Origin of the sequence: Arthrobacter alpinus, from assembly GCF_900105965.1 — a bacterium.
Classification (GTDB): Bacteria; Actinomycetota; Actinomycetes; order Actinomycetales; family Micrococcaceae; genus Specibacter; species Specibacter alpinus.
In genome coordinates this window covers 2,649,149-2,673,440 of record NZ_FNTV01000001.1, presented here as the reverse complement: position 1 = coordinate 2,673,440, position 24,292 = coordinate 2,649,149, and the positions used below count along the sequence as shown (strand labels likewise).

Annotated in this window: 18 protein-coding genes; 6 read left to right on the top strand and 12 right to left on the bottom strand. The window is 63.8% G+C overall.

Going from position 1 to position 24,292, the window contains the following annotated elements; translation table 11 throughout:
- The first annotated feature begins 4 nt into the window (after positions 1-4).
- From iolD to BLV41_RS12155, 6 genes are all read left to right on the top strand, one after another.
- Positions 5-1,933 (top strand): 3D-(3,5/4)-trihydroxycyclohexane-1,2-dione acylhydrolase (decyclizing), encoded by a 1,929-nt coding sequence (gene iolD / locus BLV41_RS12180; RefSeq protein ID WP_074711829.1) that lies wholly within the window; start codon positions 5-7, stop codon positions 1,931-1,933.
- 53 nt (positions 1,934-1,986) lie between these two features.
- Positions 1,987-3,498 carry a CoA-acylating methylmalonate-semialdehyde dehydrogenase gene (locus BLV41_RS12175; protein ID WP_074711828.1) on the top strand — a complete coding sequence of 504 codons (1,512 nt, stop codon included), beginning with the start codon at positions 1,987-1,989 and terminating at the stop codon, positions 3,496-3,498.
- A 204-nt stretch (positions 3,499-3,702) separates the two neighbouring features.
- The gene (locus BLV41_RS12170) at positions 3,703-4,614 is read left to right on the top strand and encodes a sugar phosphate isomerase/epimerase family protein (protein WP_074711827.1); all 912 of its coding nucleotides are present in this window, start codon (positions 3,703-3,705) and stop codon (positions 4,612-4,614) included.
- A gap of 28 nt (positions 4,615-4,642) precedes the next feature.
- Entirely contained in the window at positions 4,643-5,656 is a 1,014-nt protein-coding gene (locus tag BLV41_RS12165; protein WP_074711826.1) for a Gfo/Idh/MocA family protein, read from the top strand.
- Between the two features lie 83 nt (positions 5,657-5,739).
- Positions 5,740-6,615, top strand: coding sequence for a sugar phosphate isomerase/epimerase family protein (locus BLV41_RS12160; RefSeq protein ID WP_074711825.1), 876 nt, complete (start codon positions 5,740-5,742; stop codon positions 6,613-6,615).
- Positions 6,612-8,048, top strand: a complete 1,437-nt coding sequence (locus BLV41_RS12155; RefSeq protein WP_074711824.1) for a sugar porter family MFS transporter — start codon at positions 6,612-6,614, stop codon at positions 8,046-8,048. The genes BLV41_RS12160 and BLV41_RS12155 overlap by 4 nt, the downstream gene beginning before the upstream one ends.
- A 195-nt stretch (positions 8,049-8,243) precedes the next feature.
- On the opposite strand, the gene iolB is transcribed toward BLV41_RS12155, so the two are convergent.
- From iolB to BLV41_RS12095, 12 genes are all read right to left on the bottom strand, one after another.
- The gene (gene iolB / locus BLV41_RS12150) at positions 8,244-9,137 is read right to left on the bottom strand and encodes a 5-deoxy-glucuronate isomerase (RefSeq protein WP_074711823.1); all 894 of its coding nucleotides are present in this window, start codon (positions 9,135-9,137) and stop codon (positions 8,244-8,246) included.
- A 19-nt stretch (positions 9,138-9,156) separates the two neighbouring features.
- A complete protein-coding gene (locus BLV41_RS12145; RefSeq protein WP_044578877.1) occupies positions 9,157-9,897 on the bottom strand; it encodes a GntR family transcriptional regulator in 741 nt (246 codons plus the stop codon).
- Positions 9,898-10,295: 398 nt separating this feature from the next.
- Positions 10,296-11,276: a DUF4436 family protein gene (locus BLV41_RS12140; RefSeq protein WP_074711822.1), complete on the bottom strand. Its 981-nt coding sequence runs from the start codon at positions 11,274-11,276 to the stop codon at positions 10,296-10,298.
- A gap of 30 nt (positions 11,277-11,306) precedes the next feature.
- Positions 11,307-13,685: a hypothetical protein gene (locus tag BLV41_RS22785; RefSeq protein WP_139244310.1), complete on the bottom strand. Its 2,379-nt coding sequence runs from the start codon at positions 13,683-13,685 to the stop codon at positions 11,307-11,309.
- Positions 13,686-13,752: 67 nt separating this feature from the next.
- Entirely contained in the window at positions 13,753-13,941 is a 189-nt protein-coding gene (locus BLV41_RS12130) for an antitoxin (RefSeq protein WP_074711820.1), read from the bottom strand.
- Positions 13,942-14,208: 267 nt separating this feature from the next.
- Positions 14,209-15,870, bottom strand: coding sequence for an alpha-amylase family glycosyl hydrolase (locus BLV41_RS12125; protein ID WP_244516883.1), 1,662 nt, complete (start codon positions 15,868-15,870; stop codon positions 14,209-14,211).
- Positions 15,867-16,781, bottom strand: coding sequence for a carbohydrate ABC transporter permease (locus tag BLV41_RS12120; protein WP_083360756.1), 915 nt, complete (start codon positions 16,779-16,781; stop codon positions 15,867-15,869). Before BLV41_RS12120 ends, BLV41_RS12125 begins: the two co-directional genes overlap by 4 nt.
- Complete coding sequence (locus BLV41_RS12115; protein ID WP_074711819.1) at positions 16,778-17,842, bottom strand: carbohydrate ABC transporter permease; 1,065 nt, start codon at positions 17,840-17,842, stop codon at positions 16,778-16,780. The genes BLV41_RS12120 and BLV41_RS12115 overlap by 4 nt, the downstream gene beginning before the upstream one ends.
- A 93-nt stretch (positions 17,843-17,935) precedes the next feature.
- Entirely contained in the window at positions 17,936-19,255 is a 1,320-nt protein-coding gene (locus BLV41_RS12110; protein ID WP_074711818.1) for an ABC transporter substrate-binding protein, read from the bottom strand.
- Positions 19,256-19,354: 99 nt separating this feature from the next.
- Positions 19,355-20,377 (bottom strand): LacI family DNA-binding transcriptional regulator, encoded by a 1,023-nt coding sequence (locus BLV41_RS12105; protein ID WP_083360755.1) that lies wholly within the window; start codon positions 20,375-20,377, stop codon positions 19,355-19,357.
- A 295-nt stretch (positions 20,378-20,672) separates the two neighbouring features.
- On the bottom strand, positions 20,673-22,499 hold the full coding sequence (locus BLV41_RS12100; protein WP_074711816.1) for an ABC transporter ATP-binding protein: 1,827 nt from the start codon (positions 22,497-22,499) through the stop codon (positions 20,673-20,675).
- Complete coding sequence (locus tag BLV41_RS12095) at positions 22,489-24,225, bottom strand: ABC transporter transmembrane domain-containing protein (RefSeq protein WP_083360754.1); 1,737 nt, start codon at positions 24,223-24,225, stop codon at positions 22,489-22,491. The genes BLV41_RS12100 and BLV41_RS12095 overlap by 11 nt, the downstream gene beginning before the upstream one ends.
- Between the last annotated feature and the right edge of the window lie 67 nt (positions 24,226-24,292).

Below are 24,292 nucleotides of genomic sequence, written 5' to 3'. Positions count from 1 at the left end.
CCGAATGACGGTGGCCCAGGCCGTCGTCGAGTACCTTTCCCGGCAGTACACGGTGGATTCCATCGGGGGCGTTGACTTTCGGGAGCGGTTGATTCCGGGGACATTTGGGATCTTCGGCCACGGCAACGTTGCCGGTGTGGGGCAGGCGCTGAAGCAGTACCAGGCCGCGGACCCGACCATCATGCCGTACTACCAAGGCCGCAACGAGCAGGCCCAGGCGCACCAGGCAGTCGGCTACGCCCGGCACACCCGCCGCCGCCAGACCTTCGCCATCAGCACCTCGGTGGGGCCCGGATCATCGAACCTTTTGACCGGTGCGGCACTGGCCACCACCAACCGCCTTCCGGTGCTGCTGCTACCCAGCGACACCTTCGCCACCCGTGCCGCGGACCCGGTCCTGCAGCAGCTCGAGCAGCCCTACGCCTACGACATCACCGTCAATGACGCGTTCCGTCCACTGTCGAAGTTCTTTGACCGCGTTTCCCGGCCGGAGCAGTTGTTCTCGGCGTTCCACCACGGCCTGCGGGTCCTGACGGATCCGGCCGAAACCGGTGCGGTCACCATCTCGCTGCCACAGGATGTCCAGGCCGAGGCCTTCGACGTGCCTGAGGAGTTCCTGGCCGAACGCGAATGGCGCATCCGCCGCCCCGAGGCCGACGACGAGGACATCCGCCGCGCCGTCGAAGCCATCCGTGCCGCGAAGCGCCCGCTGATCATCGCCGGCGGCGGCGTCCTGTACGCCTACGCCAACGAGGAACTCGCAGTCTTTGCTGAGCTGACGGGCATCCCGGTGGGCAACACGCAGGCCGGTGTCGGCGTCCTGCCGTGGGACCACAAGTTCTCCCTCGGTGCCATCGGTTCCACGGGAACGACGGCGGCCAACGCCATCGCGGCGGACGCGGACCTGATCATTGGCATCGGCACCCGCTACGAGGACTTCACCACCGCCTCCCGCACCGCGTTCCAGAACCCGGAGGTGAGGTTCATCAACATCAACGTCGCCGCAATCGATGCCTACAAGCACGGCTCCGCGCTGCCCATCGTTGCCGACGCCCGCAAGGCCCTGGTCAAGCTGAACCAGGCCATGGGCGGCTACCGCGTCGGTGCGGACCTCGAAACCAAGATCGCCGCGGAGAAGAAGCGCTGGGACGCCACGGTGGATGAAGCCTTTGATACCCGCTTCACCCCGCTGCCGGCCCAGAACGAGATCATCGGTGCCACCAACCGGGCCATGGACGCGCAGGACGTTGTCATTTGCGCTGCCGGCTCCCTGCCGGGGGACCTCCACAAGATGTGGCGCGTCCGCGACCCGTTCGGCTATCACGTGGAATACGCGTACTCCTGCATGGGCTACGAAATCCCCGGAGGGCTGGGCGTCAAACGCGCGGCACTGGCTGAGGCTGCACGCGGCGGCGAGCAGCGCGACGTGGTGGTCATGGTGGGGGACGGTTCCTACCTGATGATGCACACTGAACTGGTCACCGCCGTCGCCGAACGCATCAAACTGATCGTGGTGCTGATCCAGAACCACGGCTACGCCTCCATCGGATCCCTCTCCGAATCCCTCGGTTCGCAGCGTTTCGGCACCCAGTACCGGGCCCTGAACGAAGAGGAGCACAGCTTCGACGAAGGCGAAACCCTCCCGGTGGACCTGGCCCTGAACGCCGAAAGCCTCGGTGTGAAGGTGATCCGGATCGAACCGGGGGAGAACACCATCGCCGAACTCGAGCAGGCCATCAGGGATGCCAAGGCCGCGCCCGAACGCAGCGGGCCCATCCTGATCCACGTTGAGTCCGACCCCCTGCTGGACGCACCGAGCTCCGAATCCTGGTGGGACGTCCCCGTCTCCCAGGTCTCCGAGCTCGACTCCACACAGCAGGCCTTCAAAACCTACAGCGACCACAAGAACCGCCAGCGCAAACTGCTCGGCTGAGCCCGCATCAGCCCCAGCCCACAAACACCCACACACCAAGGAAGTCCAACACCATGTCAACGACGACCCTCACAACCACCATCAACCACTTCATCAACGGTGCCGAAACCGCAGGCGCTGGTACGCGCACCCAGCCCGTCTACAACCCGGCCACCGGTGCCATCTCCGCAGAATTGCGGCTGGCCAACCGGGAGGATCTGAACGCCACAGTCGCCGCCGCCCGCGCCGCCGCAGACTCCTGGGGCGATATTTCCCTGGCCAAGCGCACCGGCGTGCTGTTCAAATTCCGTGAACTCGTTGCCGCCCACGTCGACGAGCTCGCCGAACTGATCACGGCAGAGCACGGCAAGGTGCTCTCCGACGCCAAGGGAGAGATTGGCCGAGGCCTTGAAGTCATCGAATTCGCCTGCGGCATCCCGACACTCCTCAAGGGCGACTACTCCGACCAGGTCTCCACCGGCATCGACGTGTACTCCTTCCGGGAGCCGCTCGGCGTGGTCGCCGGCATCACCCCGTTCAACTTCCCGGTCATGGTGCCGCTGTGGATGGCTCCGATGGCCATCGCCACCGGCAACGCGTTCATCCTCAAGCCCTCCGAGCGTGACCCCTCCGCCTCGATGCTGCTGGCCAAACTGTGGAAGCAGGCAGGCCTGCCCGACGGCGTATTCCAGGTTCTGCACGGCGACAAGGAAACAGTCGAAGGCCTGTTGACGCACCCAGACGTGGACGGCATCTCCTTCGTAGGCTCCACCCCGATCGCCAAGTACGTCCACGAAACCGCCACCAAGCACGGCAAGCGTGTCCAAGCCTTGGGTGGCGCGAAGAACCACGCCATCATCATGCCCGACGCCGACCTCGACAACGCCGCGGACCACCTCGCCGCAGCCGCCTTCGGCTCCGCCGGCGAACGCTGCATGGCCATCTCCGTAGCCGTAGCCGTAGGCGACGCCGCCGACCTGCTCGTCACAAAAGTTCAAGACCGCGCACTGGCCGTGAAGGTCAACAACGGCACCGAACCCGACGCCGAAATGGGCCCGGTCATCACCCCGGCCTCCAAGGAGCGCATCGTCCGGATCGTCACCGAAGCCGAAGCCGCAGGAGCAGCCATGGTGGTGGACGGCCGCGACCTGGTGGTCCCGGGACACGAGGACGGCTTCTGGGTTGGCCCCACGGTCATCGACCACGTGAAGGCCGAAATGACCGCCTACACCGAGGAAATCTTCGGACCGGTCCTCGTGGTTGTCCGCGTTGCGGACCTGGACGCCGGCATCGCCCTGATCAACGCCAACCCCTACGGCAATGGCACCGCCATCTTCACCTCCTCAGGAGCCCATGCCCGCAAGTTCCAGCGCTCCGTGGATGTGGGCATGATCGGCATCAACGTGCCCCTGCCCGTACCTGTGGCCTTCCACTCCTTCGGTGGCTGGAAGGCGTCACTGTTCGGCGACAAGCACATCTATGGCCCCGAAGGTGTGTCCTTCTACACCCGTGGCAAAGTAGTCACGTCCCGCTGGCCCGAGCCCACTCACGCCTCGGGCGCCTCCTACAACTTCCCCTCCAACTAGTCCCCAGCCGCTCCCACTGCTCGCAAGCTCGCAGCGGGTCCCTCGCGGCTGTGGGCCCAACCAACCGCTCCCACTGCTCGCAAGCTCGGCCAGGGAACCCTGGCGGCGTGGGCCCACCCAACCGCCCAACCGCTCGCAAGCTCGCAGCGGGTCCCTCGCGGCTGTGGGCTCAACCATCGCCACCCACATCTTTAGGAGTGAACAATGACAGAGAACAAACTCATTATCGGCACGGCCCCGGACTCCTGGGGTGTCTGGTTTCCGGATGACCCGAAGCAGACCCCGTGGGAGCGGTTCCTCGACGAAGTGGCCGAGTCCGGCTACAAGTGGATTGAGCTGGGACCCTACGGTTACCTGCCCACGGATCCCACCCGGCTGGCCGAAGAACTCAAGCAGCGTGACTTGAAGATCACGGCTGGAACGGTTTTCACCGCATTCCACCGCGGGCTTGACCAGTGGGAAACCGCCTGGGAACCGGCACGGCAGGTTGCCGAGCTCACGGCGGCCATGGGCGGCGAGCACATCGTGGTCATTCCGGCCATGTGGCGAGACGATGTGACCGGCGAAGCCGTGGAAAGCGGGCAGCTCACCGAAGGGGCCTGGAGTGATCTCTTTGCCGGCCACAACCGCTTGGGCAAGGTCCTGTTGGAGGACTTCGGCCTGAAGCAGCAGTTCCACTCCCACGCAGACTCGCATGTGGGTGCGCAGGCGGACATCGAGCGCCTCCTCGCGGCCACTGATCCCAAGTACTTGAACCTTTGCCTGGACACCGGCCATGCCGAATACTGTGGCGCCAACAGCCTGGAACTCATCAAGAATCACCCAGACCGGATCGGCTACCTGCACCTGAAACAGATCAACCCGGAGATCCTGAAGAAGGTCAACGAGGAAAGCATGACCTGGGCAGCGGCCAACCTGGCCGGCGTCATGACGGAACCACCGAACGGCCTCCCGGACCTGCGCGCCGTCATCGAAGCCGTCGAAGCCCTCAACCGGCCCATCTTCGGCATCGTGGAACAAGACATGTACCCGGTGGCCTTCGACGTCCCCATGCCCATTGCCAAGCGCACCCGCAACTACCTGCTGTCGTGCGGCTCCCGCACCGTTGTCAACTAGCTTTACTGATACCCAAAGGACAAAAACAATGACTGATATTCTCCGCGTTGCCGTCATCGGCGCAGGGCGCATGGGCGCCGACCACATCAAGAGGCTCAGCACCCGCATGCACGGAGCCGAAGTTGCCGCCGTCGTCGACGTCGATCTCGCCCGGGCGCAGGCCGCCATCGAAGGGATCGACGGCGCCGTGGCACTCGCCAGCGCCGAGGAAGCCCTCAACAACGGCGATGTCAACGCGGTCCTGATCGCCACCCCCGGATTCCTGCACGAGGAAATCCTCTACCAGGCGCTCGAGAAGGACTTCCCGATCCTCTGCGAAAAGCCGCTCACCCCGGATGCCGAGAGCGCCTGGAAAGTTGTGCAGGCTGAGACTGCGCTGGGCCACAAGCGTATCCAGGTTGGCTTCATGCGCCGCTTCGATGCCGAATACGCCGCCCTGGGCTCCGTGATCCGTGACAACGAACTCGGCGAGCTGCTCATGCTGCACCACCAGCACCGCAATCCGAGCACCCCCGCAGGCTTCACCAACGAGATGCTCATCAATGACTCCGTGGTACACGAATTTGACGCCATACGCTTCTTCACCGGCGAAGAAATCACTTCGGTGCAGGTCCGTCTGGGCAAAGCCACGAAGAACGCTCCGGCTGGACAGCACGATCCCCAGCACGTCCTGCTCGAAACCGAATCCGGTGTCCTGGCCGACGTCGAGATCTACGTCAACGCCAAGCTTGGCTACCAGGTGGCCACACAGGCATCCTTCGAAGACGGCATCGTGAGCATTGGCAACGACGCCGGCCCGTACATCCAGTCCGCCGGCCGCTGGGGCGGGCACATAACGCCCGGCTTCGAGGAACGGTTCGGGGCGGCGTACGACGTCGAGATCCAGTCCTGGATTGACGCCGCTCGCCGCGGCGAAATCGGTGGGCCCACCGCTTGGGACGGCTACGCCACCGCAGCCTGCTGCGAGGCCGGAGTCGAGGCCCAGAAGTCGGGCGAAAAGGTCGCGGTCCAGCTCAACACCAAGCCGGACCTGTACAACTAGCAGCCACAGAAGGCGGCATCTCGGAAGCAGGCCGCCTTCTGTGCACGCGCCATCGAAGTTTTCCAAACCACAAAGGAGTGACCATGAAAATCGCCTTGGACCCCACCCCGTTCCACCACAGCCACAGCGTGCTGGAATTTCCGCGCGTGGCCGCCGACCTCGGTTACAAGTACCTCCAGCTGACCCCGCACGCAGACGTCATCCCGTTCTACAACCACCCCAAGGCCGACGACGAACTGGTGGTTCAGCTCAACAAAGCCTGCCGGGACGCCGGGATTGAGATCGCCTCCGTCCTGCCCGTGCTGCGCTGGTCCGGACCGGACGAGGACGCCCGCGAAGCTGCCGTCCGCTACTGGAAGCGCGCCATCCAGATTGCCGTGGACTTGGGAGTCAACACCATGAACACCGAATTCAGCGGCCGCCCGGAGAAGGCCGAAGAGTCAGAGCGTGCCTTCTACCGCTCCATGGAAGAGCTGCTGCCCATCATCGAACGCGAAGGCATCGACCTGCTGATCGATCCCCACCCGGACGACTTCGTCGAAGAAGGGCTCGCCGCCATCCGTGTCATCCGGGGCCTGAACTCCAAAAACGTGGGCCTGGTCTACGTGGCCTCGCACAGCTTCCACATGAAAAACGCGCCCCTGGACATCATGAGGGCAGCGGGAGACAAGCTCCGCCTGGTCCACGTCTCAGACACCATGGACCACCACGCCTCGCACGGCCTGCGCTACATCACCAACCCGCCCGGCAACCCCGTCCGCGTCCACCAGCACCTCAAGATCGGCGACGGCGACGTCAACTGGGACGAGTTCTTCGGCGGCCTGCAAGAAATCGGATTCCTGGACCGTGAAGATTCCGTGATGGTCTCGAGCGTTTTCGCAGAGGATGACAACGCCGAAGAAGTCTGCCGGTACCAGCTGGACACCATAAAGCAGTACGTGCAGAAGGTCAGCGCATGACCGCGTCGCTGCCGAACGACGTCGCCGGCAAACCGCCGGTCAATCACAAGCGGGCGCTGCGCACCGTAACCATCATTTCGACGTTCGGTGGACTTCTCTTCGGCTACGACACCGGAGTCATCAACGGCGCGTTGCCGTACATGCAGGAGGACCTGGGCCTCACGCCGCTGACCGAGGGGCTGGTGACATCCTCACTGCTCTTCGGTGCCGCCTTCGGCGCCCTGTTTGGCGGCCGCCTCGCGGACAGCCACGGCCGCCGCAAGATGATCATGGTCCTGGCCGTCATCTTCCTTTTGGGAACACTGTCCTGCACCTTCGCGCCGAGCACCGAAGTGATGATCGCTGCCCGCTTTGTGTTGGGACTTGCCGTGGGTGGCGCTTCGGTGACCGTGCCGGTGTACCTCGCCGAGGTTTCACCCAGCGCCCGACGCGGCCGGATCGTGACGCAGAACGAACTGATGATCGTCACCGGGCAGCTGCTGGCCTTCATCTTCAACGCCTACCTGGGAAACACGTTCGGCGAAGCAGGCGGAATCTGGCGCTGGATGCTGGTCATTGCCACCCTCCCCGCCATCGCACTGTGGATCGGCATGAACTTCATGCCCGAAAGCCCACGCTGGCTGGCCTCCATGGGCAGCTTCGGCGAGACGCTCAGCGTCCTGCAACGGATCCGGTCCCAGACCGAGGCCCGGGCGGAATTCGAGGAAGTCAAAGCCATGGCCGTGGAGGACTACAAGTCCAAGATGGGCTCCTGGAAGGACCTCGGAATTCCCTGGCTCCGGCGGATCTTCATGGTGGGGATCGGACTCGCGGTCATCCAACAGATCACCGGCGTCAACTCGATCATGTACTACGGAACCCAGATTTTGGCCGAGTCCGGTTTTGGCCGTGAAGCCGCACTGACAGCCAACATCGCCAACGGCGTCATTTCCGTGCTGGCCACGTTCCTTGGGATCTGGCTCCTGGGCAAGGTGGGCCGACGTCGGATGCTCATCACCGGCCAGATCGGCACCACCACCGCGTTGCTGTTGATTGGCCTCTTCTCGCTCATCCTGCCCGAAGGGACAATGCGCGGCTACGTGATCCTGTCCTTGACCGTGACATTCCTTGCCTTCCAGCAGGGCGCCATCTCGCCCGTTACCTGGCTGATGCTCTCGGAGATCTTCCCGCTGAAAATCCGCGGGCTCGGGATGGGCGCATCTGCCTTCATCTTGTGGATCGTGAACTTCCTGGTGGGCTTCGGCTTCCCGCAGCTCCTCGCTGGGATTGGACTGTCCAACACATTCTTTGTATTTGCCGTGCTTGGCGTTGGCGCCATCGCATTTGCCGCCAAGTTCATCCCCGAAACCAAGGACAAGAGCCTGGAAGACCTGGAGCACTATTTCAAAAACATCGCGGGAGCCAAAGCCCCGGTTGGCAGCCGCACCCCCTGAACAGCCAAATAGTTCCCGCACAAAAGCCAGGTGCCGGCCCCTCTCAGGGGAGCCGGCACCTGGCTTTTGTGCCGCAGCCGGAATGCTCAGGCAAGTCCTTGGATCGCGACCACGTCGCTTTCCATTGCGCTCCCGCGGACTGGCAGGATAGCGCTAAGGCTTGGGGCTGTTTGCAGTGGTGCCGTTGGGTTCCGGCTAGGCACTGAAGGGCAGGCGGGGATCGATGTCCGCCTTGTCCCAGGTCTGGCGGACCCAGCCGTGGTGCGGGTCATCGCTGATCAGCCACTCGCGGACGGGGCCGGCGCCGGCCATGACATTGAGGTAGTAAAGGTCGTACCCGGGAGCGGCCATGGCAGGCCCGTGCCAGCCGTAGGGAACCAAGACGGTGTCGCCGGTGCGGACCTCGGCGTTGACGTCGATCGGGCGCTCATCCGAGGCGTACACGCGCTGGTAACCGACGGCATCGGCGTCAACCGGCGCTGGCGATCCGGCAGCCACCTGGGTTTCAAAGTAGTAGATCTCCTCGAGGGCGGTTTCACCCTCTTTTTCCTCATCATGCTTGTGGGGAGGGTACGAGGACCAGTTGCCCGCGGGAGTAATCACCTCACAAACAATGAACCTGTCCGCTTCCAGTGCCCCTGGCGTGCCAAAGTTGTGCACCTGGCGGGAGCAATTGCCTGCGCCGCGCAGTTCCACTGGGATGCTGGCCGCCGTGACGAGACGTGTTGGGTAGCTGTTGTGCGCCGGCGCGGTGGCAATCGCCACCCGGCCGCCGTCGCCGGAGCTGATGGTCAGGGCCTTGTTGATGCCTGAATAAAGAACATCCGAGGGGCCGGTGAAGACCGAGGCTCGGCCTGCCAGCTGGTGCTCCACGCCGTCGACCATGACGGTGAAGTCGCCGTTGAGGGGGACAACAATCCGTTCCTCGCTGGCGGACGGCAGCTGGACGGAGCCGCCGGCTTCCAACGTTGCCACTTTGAGGCCCGTGTGTGCCCAGCCATCCACCTTTAGTGCCGAATCGCTGGTGCCCAGGGAAACATCCCAGAGCCCGTCGCGTGCCTCATCTAGCTTGTATACCCAGTTCGCCATGAATTTGTTGGTCTTCCTGTCAGCGTTGCACGAGTGTCATTTCAAAGCTGTAATTGTCTGCCCTGTAAACGTGGTGGCCTGTTTCCACCATCCGGCCCTTGTCATCCAACGCAGTGCGGTCCATGGTGACCAGCGCCGACCCCACACCGGCTTCCAGCAAGGGTGCCTGATAGTCGTTGGCCACCATGGCCCCGATGCTCTGGCTGGCAAGGCGGAAGTTCACGCCCGCGTTTCGAAGGATTCCATAGAGGCCCTGGCTGGCCAGCATGGCCTCGTCGATTGTTGTTATGTCGTCGCGGACCCAGTTTTCCATGAGGGCCAGCGGCTTGCCGTCCACCTTGCGAAGGCGGGTGAAATGGTAAACCTTGGACCCTGCATCAAGCCCCAGCGCCGCAATGGTGGGCAGGTCAGCCTCGATGTGGGTGAACGTCAGGACTGAGGTGCTGGGCTTGCTGCCGCGGGCGCTGAGGTCATCGAAGAGACTGGAAAGTTCCAGCGGACGGCGGACCTGGCTGGCGACCACCTGGGTGCCTACGCCGCGTTTGCGCACGAGCAGGCCGGACCGGACCAGCTCATCCATGGCCTTGCGCATGGTGGGACGGGAAAGATTCAACTGCGCCGCAAGATCGATCTCATTGTCCAGTTTGCTGCCGGGGATCAAGTGGCCACTATGAATGGCCGCTTCTATGCCCTTGACCACTTGGTGATAGAGCGGAATGGGGGAGGAACGGTCAATGCTGAGATTGAGTGAGTTATCCATGGGATCTCCTAGTGCATCGGCGCGTTGGAAGGGTGCGACTCAGCCAAGTTGGAGCACCTCTGGTGTCGTCAACCATATCTTATTGTCAGTACAAACTAAATGCAACAACTGCGGATCTATGCCACGTGCAAGCAACCTTGCACGTGACCCGAGTCTCCATGACAAGGTAGCGGCTATTGAGTGACAGTTGAATCCTGTTAGCCGAATAAGTATCCAAGACACCGACGTTGTGTCCCGGCGAACACTAGCGAGTTAGTCTTCCGGTGCAGGCATTTGCGAAGGACCTTGCCATTGGAGTGCTGTGCTGGTGGCGTTCTTTTAACCTAAAGGATTGCCATCAACGCCTTGCCATGTCCGCGCGTCAGCGCCGCGCAGGTACCAGTCCCTCTTTCATGACGCTAGGCGTTGACCTTCTCGGGAAGTTCCTCGTCAAAGTAGTCCTCATCGTCCAACTCGTCCTCGAAGTGCCGCTTCCGAAGAAGGGCGCTCTCACGCCAGAGCAGGTGGGCGCCTGTCCACACGAGCATGCCGGCGATAAGGCACACGCAGGGGAAGAACACGATAAAGTCCAGTGTGGTGCCAATGGGCGGGGCCCCCGGCATGGCGCTGCGCAGGGCGGGGAAGGAGATCATGGTGGCGGAGAGCCAGATGACGTTGGAAAACTCCAGCTGCCTCTTGATCAGGGCGCTGCCGATGGTGACCACAGCCATCAAAGTGGTCAGCAGGATCGCGAGCACGTAGAACCCCACCAGGGTGATGCTGAGTGGATCCCGGTGTCCCTGAAGCGAAAGTGGCAGTGACACCTTGCCGTCCTCCGAGACCGGGGCTGCCAATTCCCCCTGCAGATTCCAGGGCCTGGCCGAGTTTTCGACGGTCAGGACAAACGGCACAGCCTCGTTCAATTCATCGTCCTGGACGCTGAGGTGGACATTGGCGAAGGGTTTGTCAAAGGGGTAGGCACTGTCTCCCCGGTCCAGGTTTAGGGTCACCGAGGTGGGATCGACAATTGACTTGCCGGGATAGGTGACCACGGAGGTGGTGACGCCGCCGCTGGAGAGCTCAATGCGCAGGCCTCTGGACATTTCCCCGGACTTTGAGCCCACCAGTGAGCCGTGCGGGATGGGCAGAACATTGGCCTGGATGACCCTGTTGCTAAGGTCGACGTCCTGGATCCGCATCTGCAGGGTCAGAAAATCCCCGTCTGCCGGCTCGATACCTCCCGTCACATTGACCTTGGAGGACGTTTGAAGGACCCCGGACAGTGAAACGACCACGTAGTAGACAGCCAGCAATGCCGCGGCAACGCCAAGGATGATGGGGGCAGGGTTGCGTCTGCGCCTAGATGTTTTTGTTCCACGCGATGTTTCAGTGTTCTTCACGTTTGTGGATCTCCTCGTCACGATGGGCTTCTAGCTACTGGTTCTGCTGTTGAACGGTGTGGCTGGCAGTATTGGGCGGCCAGATTTTCGACGCTCGGTTTCTGTCGCGGCCAGGGCCAGCAGGAACAAGGCGATGAGGGGGATGAGCGGTCCGGGGAACGCGCTGATCTGGGAGGCAAGGGCACTTGTCTCGCTGGTGCCCTTGACGGCGGACGTGACAGTCATGGAGTTGTTCTGTGCTGCGTTGGATGAGGTCACCGTGAGCTGTTGATTGGCTGAGGCGGGTGCATTGAGCAGGTCCGCAATGAGCCTGATGGTCAGTTCCGCGGCCTGTCCCGGCTCCAGCACAATGGTGCAGCTGAAATTTTGGGTGGCAACAACACATTCCCCCGTAGGGGCCGCACTGACACTGCGGTAAATCATGCCCTTGTTGACCGTCCCGTTGACCAGCAAGGTGACTGCCGAGTCCGTGCGGTTGGGGCCGAGCGTTCCCATCATGCGCATGGTCTCGCCTGGAATGATGATGCCGGAACCAAAGCGCATGTCCATGCGCAGGGGTTCATTGCCGGCGGCCAAAGACGGTGGAGGCGAGGGTGGCCCGGGCTGTGGTGCCGGCGGCCCCGGGGTTGGAGGGCCCTGTATTGGCGGCCCCTGCATGGGTGGTGCGGGTGCGGGCACTGGCCGGGCCAAGGTTGGAACCGGTGTGGGCGCAGGAGTGGGGGCGGGTGCCGGAGGCTGGGGTTCCACCGGTTTGGTGGCCACCGGGCCCAGCACGGTGAAGCCCACGCCGGGCGATGCCAAGGAGGTGAAGCCATTGAGCGATTGGGTGGCCTGAATCCGTGCAACCCCAAGGGCCAGATCGGACGCCGGGGTGCACCACCAGGTGCCGTCACCGGCCACGGTGGCTGTGCACAGGCGCCCCGCCGACGTTCCTGTCACGGTGACCTCAGCGCCCGGGTATCCGCTGCTTCCGCCGATAGCCGGGCGGCGTTCCCTGGTTTGCACGCCGCCTTGCGGAGACGACACCAATGGTGGCGCTATGTCCACCACAAAATAGCCTTCCGTGGCGGCGGAGCTGAGCCCGTTGCTGTCCGTTTGGCTGGCAGTGACGCGAACAGTTCCCACAGGAAGCGGCGCAGGGACGGGGCAGCGCCACGCCCCGGATGCGTCCACCGGGGCCGCGGCACAAACCACCTGACCGTTCGCCGAAACTGCCACGGCGCTAAGCAGGTCGCCGGTGCCGCTCAGTACCGGCCGCCTCTCGGTGGACGTGCTTCCCTGGGCAGGGGCGAGGATGGCCGGGGGAGGGAGGGCAACCACGGCCAGGGTTTTGGACGCAGCCACGGGCGAGGAGGCCTCGTTGATTGAGGAGGCGGTTGCGGTGATGGTGGCAGTGGAGCCGGGCAGCCGGTCCGCGGGCAGCGTCAGGTTTATTGACACGATGGCAGCCGTGCCGGGGGCGAGATCGCCCAGGGAAAGGGTTCCCTCTCCCAGGCTTGAACAGGGCACCGTGGATCCGGACAGGACACAGTCCGCGATGAGAAAGTCCGCTGACGCTGCACCTGCCGCGACGCCCCGGGCCGTCCCGGGACCGTTGTTGGTGAAGCTGATTTTATGCGCTACTGTCCGGCCGGGAATGATGGTGTCCGGCCCGGCATGGCCGGGCAGCAGCTGGGCGGGTTCCAAGACCTCAAAGGACGCTGTTTCCGACGCCGTCGAGGTGCTGCCGCCGGGGCTGGCTTGCACGGCGCTTGCAGTGTGTGGGCCGGGTGCCAGCGGTGCCGGCGGCGTGCAGGACCAAAGCGTGGCAGCATCCGCGGGGACCAGGCACGCGGCTTGGCCGTCGAGGGAAAGCCGGAGGCTGTGGCCGGCCAGTTTGGTACCAGAGACCTGCGGTTGGGGGTTCAGGGTCTGGGATCCTGACGCCGGTGAATCCACCGTTGGGGCAGGCGGCGGCAGGACGGTCACCGTGAAGTTTGCGCTTTCGTTGGGCAGCGACGTGCTCCCTGCATAGGACCCCGCCGGCGCGGCCGGGCTGATGGTGAGAGTCAGCGTCACGGTGTTGCCGGCTCCCCAGCCGCCGTTGCCTGAAGGGCCGCACTGTGCAGCTGTGGCCGTGAAACTGCAGGCGAACGGCGACAGCCCACCGCCCTGGTTGCCTTGGGCGTTGGCAATCGATGTATTTGCAGGGGCAGCGACCTGCCAGTAAGTAAAAGCAGGGTTGGCCTGCTGGTTGGACAGCAATACCGTCACCTGCTGCCCGGGAAATCCGGAGGCGTCCTGCGCCGTCATGGCCATTGATGGGCCCGCCCCCACGAGCATGACAACAAAGGACGCGACAAGCCCCAGAACAAGAACCACAGCGGTGGACGGCACTGCCTTGCAATTGCGGAGACCTCGCAATGTCATTGGGTGCAACTTTCGGGAATTGAAACAGTGGCCTGGCCTGCGATGCAGGGCAGGCCACCTGCCTTGGCTATTTGCCTTCCGTGCCGATGGCGCCGTCGATGGAGTTGCGGACTCCCTCGACCTGGCCCTCGAATTTCCCGCCGCTGACGTTTTTGGCTAGATCTGAGGCCTTGTCCAGGACCGTGTCGCTGATTTGTTCACCTTGATCGGTGCCCAGCATGTCCTTGGCCTTGTTGATGATGTCGTCAATTCCCATAGTGGATTTCCCCCGCTGACAATGAATGTCTCCCCCAATTAGGCGACATTTTGATTCTGCACCAACCAGCCGGACGAAATCCAGAGCATCGCTCGTATTTCGTGAGCCCAGTGGCGCAATGCGGCAAGTTCTATCCAAACGGCCAACTGGATGGGGATGCGATGCCGGGTCAGTGCAGGCCCTCCCGGCCGGACAAGCAAGAGCCGAGCAGTCCGTGGCCTTGAAATTTCCGGCGCGCAACCTTGCACCGCCGCCGCGACCAGCTCGTCAATTGACCCAGCCTTCACCCCGCCACACCCACGCGGCGTTGTTCGGTTGCAGCCAGCCGTCCTCCGCCAAGGGCAGGGCGCTGAGCAGCACGGTTCCAGGGGGCAGACGCACCGCTTCGGTGCCCATGGCGACGGCGACGAAGAAGTCAGTGCTTCGTTCGCAGATCAGCAGGTTCCCCGCCTCCACACGCCAAGATCCGGCGTCATCCGTACCAAGGATGCCCATGGCCAGCAACTTGCGGCGCAGCTCCAAGGCACTGATGGTCAACGCCAGCGACGACTCGTCATCGCTCTGTTGGAGCTCGATGGCGTGCGCGCCCCAACCCGAGGGGATCGGGAGCCACGGTTCCGCGGCTGGCACGGTTGCCGACCCCGCCAGTGAGAATCCGTGGTTGAGTGCGGGGTCAGCTGTCCAGGGGAGGGGCACCCGGGCCCCGTCACGGCAAACCCCGCCCCTGTCCCACATGGGGTCCACCCGGGCCTCAAGGGGGACATCGACCTCGGGCAAGCCCAGTTCCTGCCCCTGATACAAATACGCCGGGCCCGGCAAGCCCAACAACGCGACCAATGCCGCCCTTGACCGGCTGCTGCCAAGTTCGCCGCCGCCAAAACGCGTGGCGGAGCGGACAATGTCATGGTTCTCCAAGGCCCAGGTGGGTGCGGCACCCTGGGGTTCCCGTGCCGCCTCGAGCTCATTGCCAACGGCCGCCCACGCCGCGGCGTCCCAACCGAGTTTCACAAACGCAAAAGCGAACGTTTGTTGCATCTCGTCGGGCCGGGTGTAGCGGGCCGCGCGGGCTGGTTCCAGATTGACCTCACCCACCAGAAGGCGGTGTGGCTGGTAGCTGTTGGCCAGTGTGCGCCACCTGCGGTAGACGTCGTGGACTTCCTCCTGGTCCGAAACCTGCGGGTTGGCCCGAAGCCCGTCCACCATTTCGAGCGTGGCGGGTGTGTCCGGCAGTCCGTCGGCCTTGAACAGGGCATGTGCCACGTCAATGCGCAGGCCATCCACGCCCTTGTCGAACCAGAACCGCAGCACGTCATCGAAGTAATCCCCGACGGCGGGGTTGCGCCAGTTCCAGTCAGGTTGGCCCGGGGAGAACAGGTGCAGATACCAATCGGTGTCCGTTTGCGAGTCCGGAGCGGCCCGGGTCCACGCCCGTCCGCCGAACACGCTTTGCCAGTTGTTCGGCGGAACGTCGGACCCGCCTGCAGGCCCCTGGACGAAGTGGAAGAGGTCCCGTTCCGGTGAACCGGGAGTAGCTGCGAGTGCCGACTGGAACAGCGGGTGCTCCGAGGAGCAGTGGTTGGGGACAACGTCGAGCAACAACCGCAGGCCCAGCGTGTGGGCCAGCCCGAGCAGCTCATCGAACTGTTCCATGGTGCCAAAGAGTGGGTCCACGCCGCAGTAATCGCTCACGTCGTAGCCCTGGTCAAGCTGGGGAGAAGGCTGGAAAGGAGTCATCCAGATCCCGTCAACACCGAGGGCGGCGATGTAGGGCAGCCGGGTGATGAGCCCGGCGAGATCGCCCACGCCGTCGCCGTTGCCGTCGGCAAAGGAACGGGGATAGACCTGGTAGATGACGGCGGAGGCCCACCATTCATCAGTCGGCGCGGCTGCGGTTCCGGCCACGATGTCAGCTTGCGGGTGCGGGTTCACTTGCTTGCTCCTGCGGTGAGTCCTTCGACGATGCGGCGCTGGAAGAGCAGCACCATGATCACCAGCGGGATGGTCACGATGACGCCGGCTGCCATCTGTTCGCCGAAGGGCGCCTGGAATTCCGTGGCGCCGGTGAACTTGGAGATCGCCACGGTGGCCGTCTGGAATTTCGGGTTGTTGATCATTGACAGCGCAATGATGAACTCATTCCAGCTATGGATGAACGTCAGGATCGCTGTGGTGAAGACGCCCGGGGCGGCAAGGGGCAGCAGCACGCGGCGGAAGGCCTGCCACTTGGTGCAACCATCAATCATGGCGGCCTCCTCGAGATCGAACGGGAGGGACTTCATGAAGGTGGTGAGGTTCCAGACTGCCAGCGGGATGGCGAAGGAAAGGTTTGGCACGATCATGGCCTGATAGCTGTTGATCCAGCCAATATCGGTAAACAGCCGCAGCAGTGGAACCACAACGGAGATTCCGGGGAACATGGACGTCGCGATGATGACGCCGAGGATGACTGACTTGAAGCGGAAGTTGAGCCGGGAGATGGCGTAGGCAGCGAAGACGCCCAGGATCAAGGCGAACACAGTGGTGGTGCCTGCAACTATCAGGGAGTTCAGCAGCGCCTGGCCAAACATGGTGGTTCCGCTGAAGACCTTGCCGTAGTTTTCCAGCGAGAACGGCGCCGGCAGCAGGGTGTTGTCGAAGATGTCCGAGGTGCGTCGCAGGCTCGAGACCAGCATCCAGTAGAACGGTGCCAGGCAGTAGACGAAGATGACGGCCAGTCCGGCATAGACGCCGTAGGAGCGCCAGGTGCGTTTGGCCCTTGGCTTGTTAGACGGCGGATCCTGGTGGCTGGCATCGATGGCGCCAGAGGACTTTGCTGCGCTGCGGATCTCGGAGATGGTCATGAGCTGGCCTCAGTCTTCTTTAGTTCAGGGTTCGCCGGTGTTTGGCTCAACGTGCGCCGGGACGTCCCGGAGCGGTTCTTCTTGGTGAGCAGTTTCAACTCTTTGGCTCCTGTGATGTCGGCGCCCAGCACTTTCACGAACACAATGGCCACCACTGCGACGTACAGAAAGAGCATCACCGAGAATGCGGCTGCGGAGCCGTAGCGAAGCTGGTTGGATTCATCCCAGGCAAGCATGGAGAGGGTTTCCACGGAGTCCTTGCCGGGGCCAATCAGCATGAAAGGCAGGTCAAACATGCGCAGGGCGTCGAGCATGCGGAACAGCACGGCGACCAACAGGGTGGGCTTGACCATGGGAAGGGTGATGGAAATGAGTTGGCGCCACCAGCCGGCACCGTCGATCTTGGCTGCTTCGTACACCTCACCGGGAATGACCTGCATGCCCGCCAAGACCAGGAGCCCAATGAACGGTGCGGTCTTCCAGACTTCTGCGATGATGACGGCGAGCTTGGAGGCGTTGCCTTCGGCTGTCCAGAGAATTTCGGTGCCCAGCAGATTGTTGGCAATGCCATCGGACTGGAAAATCCAACGCCACAGCAGGCCCGAAACAGCTGTAGGGACGGCCCACGGCACCAGAATGCTGGCGCGCAGGAAGGCCCTGCCCCGGAAGGCGCTGTTCATGGCGAGCGCCAGGGCGAGCCCCAGAACGGTTTCGAGGAAGACAGTGGTGACTGTAAAGAAGGTTGTGTTGGCGAAGGCGTTCAGGAAGGTCTTGCCGGACTCGCCAATAAACATGTCCGCATAGTTGGCCAGGCCAACGAACGACTCAACTTCCGAGACGAAACCGTCAGCGTCCAGGCCGGATTCCGCGCGAAACAGGGACTGATGCACGGCGGAGAGCAACGGATACATAATCACCAGGGCAAGTACCACAATGGTGGGGGAGAGCAGCATCGCGGCCATGCGGCCTTCCCCGGGGGACCGCTTTGTGCGCTTGGTCTGCTGAGTTCTTGGTGGATTGCCCGACTGTGGGCCGGTGGGCGGGGCAGTGGTAATCGTCATGCTGGTACCTATCTGGAGTTGCAGTGCGCCTGGCCGGCAGGGCGGGCCGGCCAGGCGCGTGGTCAGAACTGCTGCAATGCGGGGCCGCCTAAATTACTTGGACAGCTCGGTGAGCTTGGTCTGTAAGTCAGTCAAGGCCGTATCCGTGTCCTTCGCGCCGGTGATGGCCGCGTAGACCTCCTCCTGAATCGCCTTGGTGGTTGCGCCGTACTGAACCACCTTGGGCCGCGGCTGGGCATTCTCCAGTGACGTCAGAAGCGTGGGAAAGAAGGGGCGTTTTGCGACAACTGCGGGGTCCGCGAAGAGGTCGGCGTATACAGGTGCGCGGGAACTGAGCTCGAGGCGCTTGGTGGACTGCTCTTCGCTGGTGAAGAACTTGATGAACTCCAGTGCCGTGGCCTTGTTGGGGGTGAACGGCGAGATTGCGAGGTTGCGACCTCCGAGAGTGGAAACGCCTGGGCCGTCGACGCCGGGGATCGAGGTGATGCCGAACTTGCCGGCGACCTTGCTGGATCCGTCGGTAGCGCTTAGGGAGGCGTGGAGGAATGGCCAGTTGCGCATAAAGACAACTTCACCGTCCTGGAATGCGCGGCGTCCCTGTTCTTCCAGGAAAGTGATGGCGTCGGAGGGGAACATGCCGTCCTTGAACCCATCCACCAGCAGGTTCAAGCCTGCCTTGGCTTCTGGGGTGTTGAGGGTGGGCTTGCCTTGCGCATCGACCACTGTGCCGCCGGCCGAGGCCACTGCCTCGGAGAAGTTGACAGTGAGGGCCTCATTTTTGTCGAACTGGCCGGCATAGCAAGACATGCCGGCGGCTTCGGGGAGGCCAAGAATCGCGGCGCAGGCGCTCTTCATCTCGGCCCACGTCTGCGGGGGAGTGGCAATGCCTGCCGCCTTGAGCAGATCGGAGCGGAAATAGAGGAGGGCACCGTCGGTGTAGTACGGAGCGCCGACCAGGGTGTCCCGGTACGTTGCGGCGTTGACAGTTGCCGGAATCATCTTCCCCGTTGGGATGGCATCTGCCGGTAGCGGCAGGATCCACTTGTTGGCGGCAAACTCGGAGGTCCAGACGACGTCGAGATTCAGCACGCCAAACGTGTCCGACTTGATTTGGGCGTTCTGCACGAGTTGCTGGCGCTGCTGGTCCGCGGAGTCGGGCAGTTCAATGAACGTGACCTTCTCCTCTGGGTGGGCGGCGTTCCATTCCGCTATGACCTTGTTTGCGGCGCCCGAGGCGTCGCGGTTGGACACGTAGTTGATGGGGCCCTTGCCCGTGAAGGAATCGGCGCTGACCGCCGCTTTTTCTTTGGCTTCCGGCGTGGAGCCGGTGCAGCCGGTGAGGGCCACGGCCGTGACCGTCAGTGCTGCGGCGGTGGTCAGAAGAGTTTGCCAGGTGTGGCGGCGCTGCCTCATGTGATGCTCCTTGTTGTTTGGGTGGTTTGTGGTGACTGTTTTGTGGCATGGGGAATCGCCCGACGTCGGAGTCGGTTGAGTGGAGTGGCTAGCTGGTGTTTAGCTGGTTGGTGCCGGGGGTGTTGGCCCAGCGGAACCAATCGGTGCGGTTGATCCGCGCTCAATCAGCCGGTGCGCCATGATCTTTGGGCCCAGGTCACGGGCGCGGAGCAGTTTTTTCACTGCCGTCCGCCCCATTTCCTCCAGCGGTTGGGCCATGGTGCTCAGCTGGGGGTTTACATGGAGCGAGGTTGAGGTGTTGTCGAAGCCCAGCACCGAGACGTCCTCGGGCACCCGGAAGCCGCGCCGCTGCAGTTCGTTGATGGCGGCGGCACCCATTTCGTCGCTCATCGCGAAGAATGCCGTGAGCCCCGGTTCCTGCCTCAGGAGTTCATCGACGCAGGCGGCGCCGCTCTCGTAGAAGAAGGTGCCGGTTGCTGTGACAGGCGTGCAGCCGGCTTCCGCCATGGCGCGCTCATAGCCGCGTTTGCGTGGCTGGGCAACGTAGATGGAGGCCGCATTTCCGGCCAGCAGGCCGATCCTGCGGTGGCCGAGCCGGAGTAGATGACGGGTTGCGTCATAGGCTGCCTGCTCGTCGTCGATGGCAACACTGGGTGAGCCGGACTTGTCGCTGATGGCGACGGAGATGATGGGCACAGTTGGCCCCAGCAATTGCCTGGTCTCCGGCGTGATCACCGCGGAGATCAGAATGACGCCGGCGGCCCGGTAGGTTCGCAAGGTCCGCAGGTAGCTGGCGATGTAGGCCGATTTGGCGCCCGTGCGGCCCATCATCACCGCGTAGCCGCGTTCCTGGGCTTCAACTTCCACCCCCTGCATGACTTGGGACGTCAGGGCATCCGAAACCATGGGGGCCAGCAGCCCGATGACTGAAGTCTGCCGGGTCTTCAACCCCCGGGCGAAGTAATCGGTTTCGTAACTCAGGCTTTTGACCGCTGCTTCGACACGGAGCCGTGTTTCATCGGAGTAGCCCACGAGTCCATTGACCACGCGAGAAACTGTCGCCGGAGACACGCCTGCCAGCTCGGCGACATCGCGGATGGTGGCCACTGGATCCCTTTCCATAAAGTTGATGGCTGCTTGCCCAACGCGTCTTCGCAGAGTTACGCAAACGATTTCGTAGGGTGCTCGGTTAACAGTAGGTGCTGGGGCTGGGAACGCATTGCGTTTCGTAAACGGCCGCACGCTTGAGCCTTGAACAAGATCACCGTCGGTGGCAAGGTGCGCAGTCCAGCCGGCATCCGGGGCCCGGATCCTTGACACATCTCAGTCGTCCGGGCCCACACAGTGGAGGAGGTTTCGGAGAGCTTGAACGAATTTTCCAGCACCCTTGGCAAGCAGTGCCTGACCTGGCCGGCGGCTATCCCCCCGCGCGGTTTCCGGTCCAGGCACGCCACAGCCTGGCATAGAGCCCGTCTCGCGACAGCAGTTCCGCATGGGTGCCCGCATCGATGATGCGGCCCTCGTCCATGACCAGGATTCGGTCTGCCTGCGCCGCCTGGCTGAGCCGGTGCGCCACGCTGATGGCGGTGCGCCCGCGCACGGCACGCAGTGCGGCCTGCTCCAGCAGCTGCGAGGACCTGGAGCCGTCTTCCGCGGTGGCCTCGTCAAGGACCAGCACTGGAGCGTCACTGAGCAGTGCACGCACCAGCGCCAAGTGCTGGGCGCGGTCCCCGGTCAGCGCAAACCCGCCCCCTCCCACAACAGTCGAAAGACCCTGCGGCAGCGCGGCCACCCAGTCGGCGCCGGCGGCGGCAAGTTCCTTGAGCAGCTCCGCATCGCTGGCGTTGGGTGCCGCCAGCCGCAAATTATCTGCAACAGTGCCGGAAAAGACGTGGATGTCCTGGCTGATCAGCACGGCGCTGCGGCCCAGACCAGGGGATTCTTCGGCGGCGCCGTAGGATGCCCCGTTCCATGAAAGGGAGCCGGCCGTTGGATCCAGGCTACCGGCAATGACCCTCGCCAGCGTTGTCTTTCCGGCACCGCTGGCGCCCACCAAGGCAATGTGTTCGCCCTCGCGGACGTGCAAATCGAGTCCCGACAGGATGTTCTGCCCGGGGAGATATCCGGCGTCAATGCCCATCAAAACAATCCCACCCGGTGCGGAACCGCGGCGGGTGAGGGCGCCGCCGTCGTTCTTCGGGAGGTCAGCAGCAGAGCCGACGGCCCCCTGCAGCACGCCCACAAGCCGGGAGAGCCCAGCCCCGGCCAGCTGCAGATCGTCAACGTTCATGAGGATCACGCCGATGGGGCCGAATAAGCGGTGGAAGAACAGCGCCGCAGCCGTGGCGGCACCCACGCTGACCGAGCCGTTGCCCACCAACCAGTAGCCCACAGCCAGGATGGAGCAGAGCCCGATCAGCTCCGCCACGTTCAGGCGACCCTGGAACCGTGTCCGGATCACCACCGTCTGCATGACCAGGCCAATGGCTTCCAGTGAGGAGCGTGCGATCCGGGCCAGGTGCCGGCTCCCGTGGCCCAGCGCCCGCACGGTGTGCACACCGGAGGTCGCCTCGAGCAGGTGCTGCCCGCGCTGGGATTCGGCCACGCGCACGCTGCGATATAGCGGACCCGAGGCGCGCAGGAAGCTGCGCAGGGCGAAGATGTGGATGGGCGTACCCAATAGGGCCGCGATGGCAAACCGCGGATCGATGGCACCGAGCCCCACAATGGTCAGCGAGATGGTGAAAAGCGCCGAGATGAACGAGGGAAGAATGGAGCCGATGGCCTCATTGACCGCTTCCACGTCGTGTGAAACACGCGAGATGAGATCCCCGGAACCAGCGCGCTCAAGATCTTCCGAGGGCTGGGCCAGCGCAGTGGCAAACACCTCCTCACGCAGCTCCGCCAGGCCATGCTGGCCCAGCTTGGCCATGGCGATGGAGCCCCAGCTGTTCAGCGCTGCAGAGGCAAGGGCCGCGGCCAACAGCACCCCGGCCGCCGGCAGCAACGCCCCGGCAAGTTCGCCGCGGCCGGCAATGTCCACCATCCAGCCAAGGACCGCCGGCACCAGGAGGCCGGTGGCAGATCCTGCCAGCAGCGTCGCCACCATGAGAGCCAGGAGCCCCTTGCGGCGGGAGAATACCCGCAGGGCGTGTTTCCACGTGGCCCGGGTCCCGGCAATGGGAAGTCCTGCGGCGGCCGTCGCCTTGAGCGGCTCGGCTCGCGTTTCCTGCTTACTGGGCATCCGCTGCACCCACCATGTTCAAGGCGGTCGGTTCCGCGCCAAGGTCAACCACGGAGTCACAAATAGCCAGCAGGGCCGGGCTGTCAGTGATCAGGACAAGCGCGCGCCCGCGCAACCCGTCCAGCGACTCGGCAATACGCATTTCGGTGACCGAGTCCACGGCAGAGGTGGGCTCATGCAGCACCAACAGGGGCTGCGGCTGATGCAGTGCTCGGCCCAGCAGCAGGCGCTGGCGCTGGCCGCCGGACAATGTTCGTCCGTGTTCCCCGATCCTCGAATCGAGCCCGTCGGGCAGATGCCGGAGCACCTCATCCAGCCCGGAGGCGGCCAGCAGTGCCGCCTCGACCGAGTCCGTGGCCAGGTTCTCCCGAACGCTGGCGGAGAAGACGGCACCGTCGTGGTCTGACACGAAGACGTGCCGCGCCACTTCTTCCGGGCCCAAGTCAATTGCATCGTGCCCGTGGAGGGACAGCTCGCCCCGGGCCAGCGGGCGCCGGTACGTGAGCAGTTCAATGAGCTGGCGGGCAGTAGCAGGGGTTGCGAGGATGCCAGTGATGCTTCCCGCGTCCACATCCACCACGAAGTGGCTCCCGGAAACTGAAGCGACGCGGAGGCCGCGCGCACCCTCAACCGCGCTGCCGTCGTCGGGCAATCCATCGGGCAGCACATCCGTGCCGGATGCCCGCTGGTCAAGATCGTTTTCCTCGGCCAGAAGGCCGGAAAGGCGTCCGGCAACCGCACGCTTTTCCCGGATCTCTGCACTGAGAAACGCCAGTGTTGTCATGGGGTCCTTGATGAACTGTGCCAGGCCCACCACCGTCACCAGCTGGCCAACTGTGATGCTGCCGTTGGCGGCCATGGTGGAGGCGAGCCAGGCGATGGCGGCCAGGAAAGCACCCGAGAGGCCCAACGAGACTCCTGTGAACAGGGCCTTGGCGCGTGCCATGGACATCGCGGCGTCCAGGGAGGAGCGGCTGGCCTCGCGATAGCGCGCTGCGGCACCATCCACGGCCCCGATCCCCTTCAATACGCGCAACCCGGTGACCAAATCGGAGGCCACGTGGGCGGATTCTGCAGCCGCCGCCTGCTGCGCCACGGCCCGGCGCTCCAGCGGGGTGGTGACCAGGTGCATGAGCAGCATGAAGGCCGCCGTTGCCACCAGCACCGTGGCGCCGAGCTGCCAGGAGACCAGCACAAGCGCTACGGCGGCCGTGATTAGCGCGGCGAACGCACTGAGCTGTTCGGTGACCACCCAGGCCAGGCCCGCCGTGTGGCGGGTGTCAGACGTTGAAAGACTCAGCAGCCGGCCCGGCCCGCGGCCCGTGCCGCTATGCAGCGGATCCAGGACCTTGCCGGCCAACAGCTGACGCAGCGAATGTTCACCGTGGCTGAAAACACTGGTGTTCAGGCGGGTGCCAATCCGCCAGCTGGAGGTGAGGACCACGAACAGCAGCGCAGTTCCGGCCAGGCACCAGACTAGGGCACCAGGATTTCCTGGGGCAATGGCCCGGTCCACCGTCACGCCAATCGCCACCGGGACCAATGCCTCGGTGACCTGGTGGAGCATGCGGCAGGCGGCGGCCACGGCCAGGCGCCTGCCGCGGCCCTCGCGGAACGAGCCGTGGGCCAGCGCCTGGCCGGGGGTGGTTGGCAGGGCGCGTGCGCCCGGGGCCGAGCCGCCGGCCTTGCTCCTGGGTGCCGGGGGAGCGGTGATAGTTGAAACCATGCCTTCAACCCTAGGAATGAACCTGATCCGGCAACAAGGGCTGCAGCGGACAACCCGTATCGGGTTC

What these genes read in the sequence shown, in the direction of transcription:
- iolD (WP_074711829.1), top strand. Translation starts at nt 5, where the DNA reads ATGACGGTGGCCCAGGCCGTCGTCGAGTACCTTTCCCGGCAGTACACG.
- BLV41_RS12175 (WP_074711828.1), top strand. Translation starts at nt 1,987, where the DNA reads ATGTCAACGACGACCCTCACAACCACCATCAACCACTTCATCAACGGT.
- BLV41_RS12170 (WP_074711827.1), top strand. Translation starts at nt 3,703, where the DNA reads ATGACAGAGAACAAACTCATTATCGGCACGGCCCCGGACTCCTGGGGT.
- BLV41_RS12165 (WP_074711826.1), top strand. Translation starts at nt 4,643, where the DNA reads ATGACTGATATTCTCCGCGTTGCCGTCATCGGCGCAGGGCGCATGGGC.
- BLV41_RS12160 (WP_074711825.1), top strand. Translation starts at nt 5,740, where the DNA reads ATGAAAATCGCCTTGGACCCCACCCCGTTCCACCACAGCCACAGCGTG.
- BLV41_RS12155 (WP_074711824.1), top strand. Translation starts at nt 6,612, where the DNA reads ATGACCGCGTCGCTGCCGAACGACGTCGCCGGCAAACCGCCGGTCAAT.
- iolB (WP_074711823.1), bottom strand. Translation starts at nt 9,137, where the DNA reads ATGGCGAACTGGGTATACAAGCTAGATGAGGCACGCGACGGGCTCTGG.
- BLV41_RS12145 (WP_044578877.1), bottom strand. Translation starts at nt 9,897, where the DNA reads ATGGATAACTCACTCAATCTCAGCATTGACCGTTCCTCCCCCATTCCG.
- BLV41_RS22785 (WP_139244310.1), bottom strand. Translation starts at nt 13,685, where the DNA reads ATGACATTGCGAGGTCTCCGCAATTGCAAGGCAGTGCCGTCCACCGCT.
- BLV41_RS12130 (WP_074711820.1), bottom strand. Translation starts at nt 13,941, where the DNA reads ATGGGAATTGACGACATCATCAACAAGGCCAAGGACATGCTGGGCACC.
- BLV41_RS12120 (WP_083360756.1), bottom strand. Translation starts at nt 16,781, where the DNA reads ATGACCATCTCCGAGATCCGCAGCGCAGCAAAGTCCTCTGGCGCCATC.
- BLV41_RS12115 (WP_074711819.1), bottom strand. Translation starts at nt 17,842, where the DNA reads ATGACGATTACCACTGCCCCGCCCACCGGCCCACAGTCGGGCAATCCA.
- BLV41_RS12110 (WP_074711818.1), bottom strand. Translation starts at nt 19,255, where the DNA reads ATGAGGCAGCGCCGCCACACCTGGCAAACTCTTCTGACCACCGCCGCA.
- BLV41_RS12105 (WP_083360755.1), bottom strand. Translation starts at nt 20,377, where the DNA reads ATGGAAAGGGATCCAGTGGCCACCATCCGCGATGTCGCCGAGCTGGCA.
- BLV41_RS12100 (WP_074711816.1), bottom strand. Translation starts at nt 22,499, where the DNA reads ATGCCCAGTAAGCAGGAAACGCGAGCCGAGCCGCTCAAGGCGACGGCC.
- BLV41_RS12095 (WP_083360754.1), bottom strand. Translation starts at nt 24,225, where the DNA reads ATGGTTTCAACTATCACCGCTCCCCCGGCACCCAGGAGCAAGGCCGGC.